Origin of the sequence: Azonexus fungiphilus (assembly GCF_003634965.1) — a bacterium.
Classification (GTDB): Bacteria; Pseudomonadota; Gammaproteobacteria; order Burkholderiales; family Rhodocyclaceae; genus Azonexus; species Azonexus fungiphilus.
This window is the reverse complement of record NZ_RBXP01000015.1, coordinates 160,899-173,011: the sequence shown is the minus strand read 5'-3', so window position 1 is coordinate 173,011 and position 12,113 is coordinate 160,899. Positions and strand designations below refer to the sequence as shown.

9 protein-coding genes are annotated in these 12,113 nt (G+C 69.9%); 6 read left to right on the top strand and 3 right to left on the bottom strand.

Annotated features, from left to right (window positions below; translation table 11 throughout):
• Positions 1 to 5 precede the first annotated feature (5 nt).
• Positions 6 to 560 carry an oligoribonuclease gene (gene orn, locus DFR40_RS10330; protein ID WP_121458409.1) on the bottom strand — a complete coding sequence of 185 codons (555 nt, stop codon included), beginning with the start codon at positions 558 to 560 and terminating at the stop codon, positions 6 to 8.
• Between the two features lie 56 nt (positions 561 to 616).
• Between orn and DFR40_RS10325 the strand changes: the two genes are divergently transcribed.
• The 6 genes from DFR40_RS10325 to DFR40_RS10300 all read left to right on the top strand — a co-directional run bounded on the left by DFR40_RS10325 (position 617) and on the right by DFR40_RS10300 (position 9,928).
• Positions 617 to 1,867: a M48 family metallopeptidase gene (locus tag DFR40_RS10325; RefSeq protein WP_121458408.1), complete on the top strand. Its 1,251-nt coding sequence runs from the start codon at positions 617 to 619 to the stop codon at positions 1,865 to 1,867.
• The gene (locus DFR40_RS10320) at positions 1,864 to 2,175 is read left to right on the top strand and encodes a cytochrome c (RefSeq protein WP_121458407.1); all 312 of its coding nucleotides are present in this window, start codon (positions 1,864 to 1,866) and stop codon (positions 2,173 to 2,175) included. The genes DFR40_RS10325 and DFR40_RS10320 overlap by 4 nt, the downstream gene beginning before the upstream one ends.
• On the top strand, positions 2,175 to 3,041 hold the full coding sequence (gene rsgA / locus DFR40_RS10315) for a ribosome small subunit-dependent GTPase A (RefSeq protein WP_121458406.1): 867 nt from the start codon (positions 2,175 to 2,177) through the stop codon (positions 3,039 to 3,041). Before DFR40_RS10320 ends, rsgA begins: the two co-directional genes overlap by 1 nt.
• Before the next feature lie 62 nt (positions 3,042 to 3,103).
• Positions 3,104 to 4,198 (top strand): response regulator, encoded by a 1,095-nt coding sequence (locus DFR40_RS10310; protein ID WP_425453947.1) that lies wholly within the window; start codon positions 3,104 to 3,106, stop codon positions 4,196 to 4,198.
• Between the two features lie 7 nt (positions 4,199 to 4,205).
• Positions 4,206 to 6,569 (top strand): PAS domain-containing hybrid sensor histidine kinase/response regulator, encoded by a 2,364-nt coding sequence (locus DFR40_RS10305; RefSeq protein ID WP_121458405.1) that lies wholly within the window; start codon positions 4,206 to 4,208, stop codon positions 6,567 to 6,569.
• A complete protein-coding gene (locus tag DFR40_RS10300; RefSeq protein WP_121458404.1) occupies positions 6,566 to 9,928 on the top strand; it encodes a CBS domain-containing protein in 3,363 nt (1,120 codons plus the stop codon). Before DFR40_RS10305 ends, DFR40_RS10300 begins: the two co-directional genes overlap by 4 nt.
• Positions 9,929 to 9,931: 3 nt before the next feature.
• Here DFR40_RS10300 and DFR40_RS10295 read toward each other — a convergent pair whose 3' ends face one another.
• Complete coding sequence (locus DFR40_RS10295; protein ID WP_121458403.1) at positions 9,932 to 11,167, bottom strand: TIGR03862 family flavoprotein; 1,236 nt, start codon at positions 11,165 to 11,167, stop codon at positions 9,932 to 9,934.
• On the bottom strand, positions 11,167 to 12,111 hold the full coding sequence (locus tag DFR40_RS10290) for a transglutaminase family protein (RefSeq protein ID WP_121458402.1): 945 nt from the start codon (positions 12,109 to 12,111) through the stop codon (positions 11,167 to 11,169). The genes DFR40_RS10295 and DFR40_RS10290 overlap by 1 nt, the downstream gene beginning before the upstream one ends.
• Positions 12,112 to 12,113: the final 2 nt, after the last annotated feature.

Here is a 12,113-nt window from a genome sequence, read left to right as displayed (position 1 = left end):
CGGGCTCAGGCGCCGGGCTTGGCCAGGAAATGTTCCCGGTAGTACTTCAGCTCGTCGATCGACTCGTAGATGTCGGCCAGCGCGGTGTGCTTGCTCTTCTTCTTGAAACCCTTGTACACCGCCGGCTGCCAGCGCTTGCACAGCTCCTTGAGGGTGCTCACGTCGAGGTTGCGATAGTGGAAGAAGGCTTCCAGCGTCGGCATGTAGCGGGCCATGAAGCGGCGATCCTGGCCGATCGAATTGCCGCACATCGGCGAATCGCCCTTCAGCGAATACTTCTCGAGGAAGGCCAGCGCCGCCGCCTCGACCTCGGCCTCGCCAAGCGTCGACGCGCGGACCCGGTCGATCAGGCCGGAACGTCCGTGCGTCTTCTGGTTCCAGTCGTCCATGCCGGCGAGCACGGCGTCCGGCTGGTGCACCGCCCAGGAAGGCGACTCGGCAACCAGCTCGAGTTCGGAATTGGTGACCACCATCGCCATCTCGATGATGCGGTCGCCGTCCGGGTTGAGACCGGTCATCTCCATGTCCAGCCAGACGAGGTTGTTTGCGTTGCCTGCCATATAATTGCCCGAAACTTGAAAAACGCCATTTTCTCACAGCTTCCCCGACATCGCCCGTGACCGAGAACTTCACCCTGCTTTTCCTTGCCGCCTTCACCCTGACGCTGGCTACCCGCCTCTGGCTCAAGCTGCGCCAGATCCGCCACGTCGGTGCGCACCGGGCGGCGGTGCCGGCCGAGTTCGCCGCCCGCATCACGCTCGCCTCGCACCAGAAAGCCGCCGATTACACGGTCGACCGTTGCCAGACGGCAATTTCCGCGATCCTGGTCGACGCCGTGCTGCTGCTCGCCTTCACGCTCGGCGGCGGACTCGCCGCGCTGCACGGCCTCTGGTCGGCCCATCTCGACGGCATCGCCTACGGCCTGGCGATGATCTTCAGCGTGCTGCTGATCTCGGCCCTCGCCGACCTGCCCCTGTCGCTCTACAGCCAGTTCGTCGTCGAGGCCCGCCACGGCTTCAACCGGATGACGCCGGCGCTGTTCGTCTCCGACCTCGGCAAGCAGACGCTGCTCGGCGTCGCCATCGGCACCCCGGTGATCGCCGCCGTGCTCTGGCTGATGGGCGCCATGGGCGAGTACTGGTGGCTGTGGGTATGGCTGTTCTGGAGCGGCTTCAACCTGCTCATGCTGTTCATCTACCCGACCTGGATCGCGCCGCTGTTCAACAAGTTCGAGCCGCTGCCCGAGGGCGACGCCAAGACCCGCATCGAAGCCCTGCTGGCGCGCTGCGGCTTCCGCAGCAACGGTCTCTTCGTGATGGACGGCTCGAAGCGTTCGGCGCATGGCAATGCCTATTTCACCGGCTTCGGCGACAACAAGCGCATCGTCTTCTTCGACACCCTGCTCGCCCGCCTCAGCCCGGGCGAGATCGAGGCGGTGCTGGCGCACGAGCTCGGCCATTTCCGCAAGAAGCACATCGTCCAGCGCATCGTGCTGATGTTCGCCGGCTCGCTCGCCTTCCTCTGGCTGCTCGGCCAGCTGATCGACGCGCCCTGGTTCTACGCCGGCCTCGGCGTGCCGGCCCGGGACACGGCGCTGGCGCTGATCCTCTTCTTCCTGGTCGTGCCGGTCTTCGTCTTTCCGCTGACGCCGCTGTCCAGCCACTGGTCGCGCCGCCACGAGTTCGAAGCCGACGCCTACGCTGCCGCACACGCCGATGCCGGCGAACTGGCACGGGCACTGGTCAAGCTCTACGACGACAACGCGGCAACGCTGACGCCGGACCCGCTGCACTCGCTGTTCCACGATTCCCACCCGCCGGCCGCGCAACGCATCGCGCAGCTGCAACGCCAGGAGCAACCCGCATGAAAACGACGACCCTGCTTGCCGCCTCCCTGCTCTCGCTGCCGGCCTTCGCCGAAGCGCCCTGGGGCAGCGCCGACCCCCGGGCCGGCCAGGCCAGGCACGACGAGAAATGCGTCGCCTGCCACGCGCGCATGTACGGCGGCGACGGCAGCAAGATGTACACCCGCGAGGGACGCATGCTGTCGACACAACTCGAGCTGCTGCAGCGCACCGCCGCCTGCAACGCGCAGATGAACACCGGCTGGTTCCCGGACGAGGAAGCCGAAGTCGCTGCCTGGCTGAACCAGGCCTACTACCACTTCAAGCACTGATGCGCGGCCGCGTCGTCGCCGCCCACGGCCGGCAATACATCGTCGAGACTGCGGACGGCCAGCGCCTGCCGTGCTTTCCGCGCGGCAAGAAAAGCGAGGTGGCCTGCGGCGACGATGTCGAGATCACGCAGAGCTCGCCCGACCAGGGCGTCATCGACGCGATCCTGCCGCGCCGCCACCTGCTCTACCGCTCGAACGAGATCCGCCAGAAGCTGATCGCCGCCAACGTCGACCAACTGGTGGTCGTCGTCGCCTGCGAGCCGGCATTTTCCGACGACCTGGTGACGCGCGCGCTGATCGCCGCCGAAAGCCAGGAGATCGAGGTCCTGATCGTCCTCAACAAGTGCGACCTGGCCGAACGCCTGCCCGCCGCCCGGCGCCAGACCGGCGTCTTCGCCGGGCTTGGCTACCGCGTCCTCGAACTCTGCGCCCGTGACCACGCCGAGGACCTGCGTCCGCAGCTGCAGGGCCGCACCAGCGTTCTCGTCGGCCAGTCGGGGATGGGCAAGTCGACGCTGGTCAATGCGCTGATCCCGGAAGCCGGCGCCGCCACCCGCGAAATCTCGCAGGCGCTCGACTCCGGCAAGCACACGACGACCCACGCCACGCTCTACCACCTCGATGCCGACAGCCACCTGATCGATTCCCCCGGTTTGCAGGAATTCGGTCTCGGCCACCTCGAGCGCGGCGAGATCGAGTACGCCTTCCGCGAATTCCGCCCTTACCTCGGCCATTGCCGTTTCCGCGACTGCCGCCACGACCGTGAGCCCGACTGCGCACTGCGTCCGGCGGTCGACGCCGGAAAAATCGAAAAAACGCGCTTTGCCAGCTATCGGCGCCTGGTCGGCCTCGGTGCCGCGACCTGAAGCAAAGGGCAGTAGCCAGAAGCGTCGCCCGGGGCGATAATCCGGGCAATTCATTGCCCGGGCTGGAGAACAAGATTCAAGCACAGCCGAACATCCTGATCGTCGACGACGTTCCCGAGAACCTCAGCGTCCTCGGCGAGCTGCTGCAACCGATCTACCGCGTCCGCGCCGCCAATTCCGGCGCGCGCGCGCTGCAGATCGCCAACGCCTCGCCGCCGCCCGACCTGATCCTGCTCGACGTCATGATGCCCGGCATGGACGGCTACGGCGTCCTCGCCGAACTGCGCGCCAAGCCGGCGACACGCGACATCCCGGTGATCTTCGTGACGGCGATGGACGGCACCGACGACGAGGAGAAGGGCCTCGACTGCGGCGCCGTCGACTACATCACCAAGCCGATCCGCCCGGCCATCGTGCTCGCCCGCGTGCGCACCCAGCTCGAACTCAAGCGCGCCCGCGACATCCTCAGCGACCACAACGCCTACCTCGAACAGGAAGTGGCGCGGCGCATGGCCGAGAACCAGCTGATCCAGGAAGTCAGCATCCACGCCCTCGCCCATCTGGCCGAAACGCGCGACCCGGAAACCGGCAACCACCTGCGCCGCACCCAGGAGTACGTACGCACGCTGGCGCGCAGCCTGCAGCACCACCCGCGCTTTTCCGCCTACCTCGACGAACGCACCGTCAACGCGCTGGCCCAGTCGGCGCCCTTGCACGACATCGGCAAGGTCGGCATTCCCGACCACATCCTGCTCAAGCCGGGCAAGCTGACCCCGGAAGAATGGGAAATCATGAAGACCCACGCCGAGATCGGCGCCCAGGCGATCGCCCAGGCCGAAGCCGACTCGACGCGGCCGGTCGAATTCCTGCGCATCGCCCAGGAAATCGCCCGCGGTCACCACGAAAAATGGGACGGCAGCGGCTACCCGAACGCGCTGGCCGGCGAGGAAATTCCGATCTCGGCCCGGCTGATGGCGCTGGCCGACGTCTTCGACGCCCTGATCTGCGCCCGCGTCTACAAGCCGGCGATGCCGATGGAAGAAGCCTACCGGATCATCGTCGCCGGCAGCGGCAGCCATTTCGACCCCGACGTGGTCGCCGCCTTCGTCGGCGAATTCGACACCTTCAAGCGCATCGCCGCCACCTACGCCGAGTAGCCCCCGGATGAACCAGCTGCCGGCCCCCGACGATCCGGAACACAGCCGCGACGCACGCAAGCTGGTGCTGGCCTACCTGGCGCTCGGCACCGCCTGGATCCTGTTCAGCGATCTCGCCGTGCAGACGCTGTTCACCGACAGTACCTACCGCGGCTGGGCCGAACTGGCCAAAGGCTGGCTGTTCGTCGCCGTCACCGGCGCCCTGCTCTACCTGATGCTGCGCCGCAAGTTCGCGCGGATCGCCCGCGGCGAACAACAGCTGGCCCAGGCACGCGAAAGCGAGCATGCGCTGGTGCTGGCGCTGCGCGAGGAAAGCCAGGCGCTCGCCCGTTACGCAATCGCCTTCCAGGCGGCGCCGGTCGCCGCCTGCATCACCCGCCGGGACGACGGCCGCCTGGTTGACGTCAACGAGCGGCTGCTCGGCGAATATGCCTGGACGCGCGAGGAACTGCTCGGCAAGACGACCACCGAGGCCGGCCTGTGGGCCGACGCCGGCGACCGCCAGCGGCTGGTCGAACTGCTCCGGCGCGACGGCCGCATCGACCGCTTCGAGAGCATCGGCGCCGGCCGCGACGGCCGCCTGCGCGAAATCAGCCTGTCGGTGGAAACGATCAACGTCGAGGGCAGCCCCTACCTGGTCGTCTTCATCGCCGACATCTCGCAACGCGTCGCCAACGAACGCGCCCTGCGCGAACGCGAGGAAAAGCAGCGCCAGGCCAACCAGGAACTCGACCGCTACCGGATGCACCTCGAGGAACTCGTCGCCGAGCGCACCCGCGAGCTGGCCAGCGCCCGCGACGCCGCCGAGGAGGCCAACCGGGCCAAGAGCGCCTTCCTCGCCAACATGAGCCACGAAATCCGCACGCCGATGAACGCGATCATCGGCCTGACCCACCTGGCCACCCGCCAGACCACCGACGCCGCGCTGCTCGAGCGCCTCGGCAAGGTCCAGGACGCAGCCCACCACCTGCTCGCGATCATCAACCAGATCCTCGACATCTCGAAGATCGAGGCCGGCAAGCTGGTGCTCGCCCCCAGCGATTTCCGGCTGCAGCAGATCATCGACAATGCCGCCACGCTGATCGTCGACCGCGTCCGCTCGCGCGGCCTCGACTTCGCCACCCGCATCGACCCGCAACTGCCTGGCGTGCTCCACGGCGATCCGCTGCGCCTTGGCCAGATCCTGCTCAATTTCCTGACCAACGCGGCCAAGTTCACCGAACACGGCAGCATCACGGTCGACGTCGATCTGATCGAAAAAACCAGCGACGACCTGCTCGTCCGCTTCGCCGTCAGCGACACCGGCATCGGCATCGAGGCCGCCCAGATCGACCGCCTGTTCCAGGCCTTCGAGCAGGCCGACCGGTCGACCACGCGGCGCTTCGGCGGCACCGGGCTGGGCCTGGCGATCGCCCGCCACCTGGCACTGCTGATGGGCGGCGAGACCGGCGTCCGCAGCCAGCCCGGCGTCGGCAGCACCTTCTGGTTCACCGCCCGCCTGCGCCCGGCCTGCGGCAGCGAAGTCGGCAACGGCCTGACCGCCGGCGCCGGGAACTGCCTCAAGCAACTGGTGACGCCGCCACAGGTGCTGCTGGTCGAGGACAACCCGATCAACCAGGAAGTCGCCCGCGAACTGCTCGAGGATGTCGGCTTCGTCATCGACGTCGCCGACAACGGCGCCGAGGCGCTCGAACGGGTCCTTGCCAAGACCTACGACATCATCCTGATGGACATGCAGATGCCGGTCATGGACGGCGTAACCGCCACCCGCCAGCTGCGCGCCGACGGCTGCACGACGCCGATCCTGGCGATGACCGCCAACGCCTTCGGCGAAGACCGCCGGCGCTGCCTCGAAGCCGGCATGAACGACCACATCGCCAAGCCGGTCAATCCCGACAACCTCTACGCCGCGATCGTCAAATGGCTGCCGATCGACTGCGGCGCCCCGCCGCTCGCGCCTGCCCCGGCGCCACCGGCGCCGGTGGCCGACGACGCACGGGCGCAGCTGGCGGCGCTGCCCGGGATCGACCTAGAGCAGGCGATGCGCACCGTGCGCAACAACCTCGCCAATTACCACCGCCTGCTCGGCGCCTTCATCGACGGCCACGGCGACGACGACCGCCGGCTCGCCGCAGCCCGTCGCGAAGAACGGCTCGAGGACGCCCGCCGGCTCGCCCACAGCCTCAAGGGCGTCGCCGGCACGCTCGGCCTGTGCACCATCCACGCCGCCGCCTGCCGGCTCAACGACGCCCTGCTCGCCGACCCGCCGGCAAGCGCCCTCGCCACCGCCTTCGCCGAACTCGAACTCGCCCTTCAGCAAACCTGCGCCGCCATCCGCGACTATCGCCAGGCCAACCCCGATCCCCGATGAACCAGCTTTTCCCCGCCACCCTGGCCGACATCATGACCCGCGACGTGCGCTGCGTCGATCCGGCCACCCCGCTCCGCGAAGTCGCCCGCATCATGAGCAGCGCCGGCATTTCCAGCCTGCTCGCCGGCAGTCCCGAACGCGCCGTCGGCATCGTCACCGAAAGCAACATGCTGCGTGCGCTGCACTGGCAGCTGCCCGCCGACACGCCGGTCGCCGAGGTGATGTCGCAGCCGCTGGTGACGGCCCCGCCCGAACTCGACCTGCTCGCCGCGCGCAAGCTCATCGACGCCCGTCACATCCGCCACCTGGTCGTCATCGCCGGCGACGGCAGCACCGCCGGCATCGTCAGCGAGACCGATTTCCGCCGCCACCTCGGCAGCCTCGCCTTCGATCACCTGCAGACGCTGGAAACGGCGATGGACCGCGAGATGCCGCAGCTGCCGCCGACGGCGCCGCTGAACGAGGCCCTGAGCCGGATGCTGCAGCTCGCCAGCGACTACGTGCTGGTCAGCGACCGTGGCCGGCCGGTCGGCATCCTCACCGAACGCGACGTGCCGCGCCTGCTCGCCAGCCGCCCCGAAGGCGGCGGCGTCGCCCTGGCCGAGGTGATGAGCGCGCCGGTCCGCGGCATCGCCGTCGACAGCCCGGTGGCCGAGGCGCTGACGGCGATGAACGAGCACCATGTCCGCCACCTGGTCGTCTTCGCCGGCGAACACGTCGTTGGCGTCATCAGCCAGCAACGGCTGTTCGAGCAGATCGCGCTGCGCGACATGGAGATCGCCCTCGCCCGCCTGTGCGAGGAACGCAACCGCCTGCGCCTGCAGGCCCAGCTCGACCTCGCCCTCGGCGCCGCCGGGGCCGGCGCCTGGGAACACCGGCCGCGCCAGGATCGTCTGGTGTGCAGCGAAAGCCTGCGCCAGTTCTTCGGCGAGACGCTGCCGGGCAATCTCGCCGAATGGCGGGCGCGCATCCACCCCGACGACCTGGCCGGGCACGATCTGGCGGTCGACCGTGTTTTTCAGGCAAAAACCAGCGGCCAGCACCGGATCGAATACCGGGTCCGCCACAGCGACGGCAGCTGGCGCTGGGTCGAGGACCGTGGCTGCGTCGCCGAACGCGACGAGGACGGGCAACCGAGCATCGTCACCGGCGTCCTCGCCGACATCGGCCAGCGCCGCGCCGACAGCCTGCGCATCGAACGCCAGAACCGCGCCCTGCGCCTGCTCGGCGGTGTCGCCCGCAGCATCATCCGGGCCGCCGACGAGGGCGCCTTGATCGACGCCGTCTGCCGCCAGGTGATCGACCACGGCGGCTACCGCAGCGCCCGCTTCGTCGCCGCCGGCAGCCCGCTCGCCGCCGACGAGCGACCACTGCCGGTGCATAGCGACGGCCAGCTGGTCGGCGAACTGCGCCTCGTCCTCGCGCCCGGCCAGGTCATCGATGACGACGAGGTCGTCCTGCTCGAGGACCTCGCCGGCGAACTCGGCAGCGGCATCGGCAGCCACCGCTCCCGGCTCGCGCTGGCCGCCGGCGAGGCCAGCCAGCGCAAGCTGTCGCTGGCGATCGAGCAAAGCCCGCACAGCGTCGTCATCACCAGCGCCGACGGCAACATCGAATACGTCAACCGCGCCTTCGTCGCCTGCACCGGCTACAGCGCCGCCGAGGCGATCGGCCGGAATCCGCGCTTCCTCAAGTCGGCGGTCAGCGACCCGGACAACGCCGCCCGCCTGTGGCAGGCGCTCAGCCGCGGCGAGGTCTGGCGCGGCGAGTTCATCAACCAGCGCAAGGACGGCAGCCGCTACCACGCCAACGCGATCATCTCGCCGGTCCGCCAGAAGGACGGCGCGATCACCCATTACCTGGCGATCGAGGAAGACATCAGCGAGCGCAAGCGCGACCAGGCCGAGCTGGCACGCTACCGCGAGGAACTCGAGAACCTGGTCGAGCAGCGCACGCGCCAGCTGCAGCGCGCCAAGGAAGAGGCTGAAGCAGCCAACCGTGCGAAGAGCAGCTTCCTGGCCAACATGAGCCACGAGATCCGCACGCCGATGAACGCCATCCTCGGGCTCACCCACCTGCTCCAGCGCGATTTCGGCGACAGCGATGCCGGCGACCGTCTCGGCCGCGTCGCCGACGCCGCCAACCAGCTGATGCAGCTGCTCAACGACATCCTCGACCTGTCGCGCCTGGAAGCCGGCAGCCTGAGCCCGGAACGCAGCGAATTCCTGCTGGCCGAGCTGCTCGCCGACACCCGCGCCCAGTTCGTCGCCCGCGCCGGCGGGCGCGGCCTGGGCATCGGCCTGCTGCCGGCGCCCGGCCTGCCGGCCCGCCTGTGCGGCGATGCCCCGCGCATCCGCCAGGTGCTCGGCCAGCTGCTTTCGAACGCGATCAAATTCACCGAGCGCGGCAGCATCCTGCTCGCCGTCGAGGCCCAGGCCCATGAAGGGCGCACGCTCAAGCTGCGTTTCTCGGTCACCGACACCGGCCTCGGCATTCCCCGCACGCAACAGGCGCACCTGTTCAATCCCTTCGAGCAGGGCGACAGCTCGACCACCCGCCGCCACGGCGGCACCGGCCTCGGCCTGGCGATCTGCCGCCGGCTGGTCGAACTGATGGGCGGCGAGATCGGGGTCAGCAGCACGCCCGGCGAAGGCAGCGAATTCTGGTTCACGGTGCCGCTGCAGGTGCTCGACGAGATGCCGGCAAGCGCCCCGCCGGCGGCACCGGCGGCCATCCCGGAAACGGCCGCGGCCGACGACGCCGCCGCGCTCGAACGCCTGGCGCGCATCCCCGGCCTCGACAGCAAGGCCGGCCTGCATGCGGTGCGCGGCAAGCTGACGATCTACCGCCGGCTGCTCGGCAGCTTCGCCGAGACCCATCTCGACGATTTCGCCCGGATCCGCGAGCTGCTCGCCGCCGACCAGCGCGACGAGGCACACCGCCTGGCCCACTCGCTCAAGGGCGCGGCCGGCACGCTGGGCGCGACGGCGACCTTCCAGGCAGCCACCGACCTCGACCAGGCGATCCGCCAGCAGCAGCCGACGCCGGCCATCCTGCCGCTGGTCGCTGCCTGCGAAACCGCCTACCGGCAGCTGCACGCGGCGCTGATCACGCCGCCGCCGGCGGCGCCGAGCGGCGACGGCCAGGCGACGCCGGCCGAATTGCGCCGGCGGCTGGCCTCGCTCAGCCAGCAACTCAAGGATTGCGACTTCGCCGTCCAGGGGCGCCTGCAGAGCGACGGCGAGCCGCTGCGCCAGCTGCTCGCCGGGGAATTCGCCGCCTTCGAGCGACACATCGCCGATTTCGACTTCGCCGCCGCCGCCGAACAGCTCGACCGCGCCCTCGCCGCCCTGCCCTGAGCCTCAGCGCGGGCGGCGCAGCCAGTCAACGACGCCGTTGCCGGCGCGAAAACCGGTGGCCAGGCAGGCGGTCAGCAGGTAGCCGCCGGTCGGCGCCTCCCAGTCGAGCATCTCGCCGGCGACGAACAGGCCGGGCCGTTCGCGCACCATCAGCGCCGCATCGAGGGCCTCGAAGCGGACCCCGCCGGCGCTGCTGATCGCCTCGTCGAGCGGGCGCGGCGCCTCGACCGGCAGCGGCAGCGCCTTGATCGCCGCGGCCAGCCGGTCGCTGACGGTCAACGCCTCGGGCGGGCAAAATTCGCGCAGCAGCGCCGCCTTGACGCCCTCGATGCCGGCCTGGCGGCGCAGGTGGTTGGCCAGCGAATCGCGGCCGCGCGGCCGCGCCAGGTCGCTGCGCAGGCGCTCGAGGCTGCGCCCCGGGGCCAGGTCGAGGAACAGCTGAGCCGGCTGGCCGGCGGCCAGCGCATCGCGCAGCGGCGCCGCCAGCGCATAGACCAGGCCGCCCTCGATGCCGCCGGCGGTGACATTGAATTCGCCCTGCTGGCGCAAGCCGCCGCAAGTGCCGATCACCGCCTTGACCGGCGCGCCGGCGAAACGCTCGCGGAAATACGGACTCCAGGCGACGTCGAAGCCGCAGTTGGCCGGCTGCAGCGGTGCCACCGGAATGCCGGCGGCGGCCAGCAGCGGCACCCAGGCGCCATCGGAACCGAGCTTGGCCCAGCTGCCGCCGCCCAGTGCCAGCACCGTCGCCTCTGCTGCCAGCGCGACCTCGCCGGCCGGCGTCGCCAGGCGCAGGCGGCCGTCGGCGGTCCAGCCCAGCCAGCGGTGCCGGGCATGCAGGCGCACTCCCTGGCCGCGCAGCCGGTGCAGCCAGGCGCGCAGCAGCGGCGCCGCCTTCATTTCCCGGGGAAAGACGCGGCCGGACGTGCCGACGAAGGTTTCGATGCCGAGCCCGTGGATCCATTCGCGCAGCGCCTGCGGGCCGAAATCGGCGAGCAGCGGCGCGAGCTCGCCGGCGCGGCCGGCGTAGCGGGCGATGAAATCGGGCAGCGGCTCGGCGTGGGTGATGTTCATGCCGCCGACGCCGGCGATCAGGAACTTGCGCCCGGGCGAGGGCATGGCGTCGAAAATGTCGATATCGACGCGGTCGACCGTGGACGCCCCGGCCTGCGCCAGCGCCACCCGCTCGGCCGCCATCAGGCCGGCCGGTCCGCCGCCGATGATCGCGACGCGGCGCATCAGTCGGCGTCGTCGCGCAGCGCCGCCGGGATTTCCTCCTCGTCGAGCGGGACCACGGTGACCGCCACCTCGGGTTCGGCGCTGCCGCCGCCGAGGATGATCCCGCGCAGCGGCGAGATGTCGGAGAAGTCGCGGCCGATGGCCAGCGTGATGTGCTCGGTGTCGGGCAGCAGGTTGTTGGTCGGATCGAAATCGACCCAATCGTCGCCGGTCCCCGGGGCATAGACCGAAACCCAGGCGTGCGAGGCATCGGCGCCGATCAGCCGGGGCTTGCCCGGCGGCGGTCGGGTCAGCAGGTAGCCGCTGACGTAGCGGGCGGCCAGGCCGAGCGCGCGCAGGCAGGCGATCATCAGGTGGGCGAAATCCTGGCAGACGCCGCGCTTGTTCTCGAGCACCTCGAGCACCGGCGTCGACACCGTGGTCGCCTCGGGGTCGAACTCGAACTCGGCGAAGATCTTGGCCATCAGCGCCTGCGCCCCGACCAGCACCGGCGTCCCCGGCGGGAAGCAGTCGGCGGCGTACTGCGCCAGCTCGTGCTTGACGCGCACGTGCGGGCTCTCGAAGAGGAAGCGGGTCGCCTCGAGGTCCTCGACCAGCGGCGCCTGGGCGTCGTAGGCCAGGCGCTCGCGCAGCACATCCCAGGGCAGCGAGGCCGCCAGCGTCGCCGCGTCGGTCGGGTGCGGAACGACCGCGATGTTCATCGCCGAGCGGATGCGCAGGCTGTCGTGCGGGGCATGGAAGGAAATCCAGCTGACCGGGTTGCCGAAGGCGTCGAGGCCGTCGCGCCGCCAGGTCGGCGCCGGGGCGATGTCGATGCGCTGCTCGAACACCTGCTGCCACGGCAGGAAACGCGGCGACAGGTGCAGTTGCTGCTGCGACAGCGAGATCGGGCTGCCGTATTCGTAGGTCGTCTCGTGCAGGACGTGATAGCGGACCGCTTGCATGT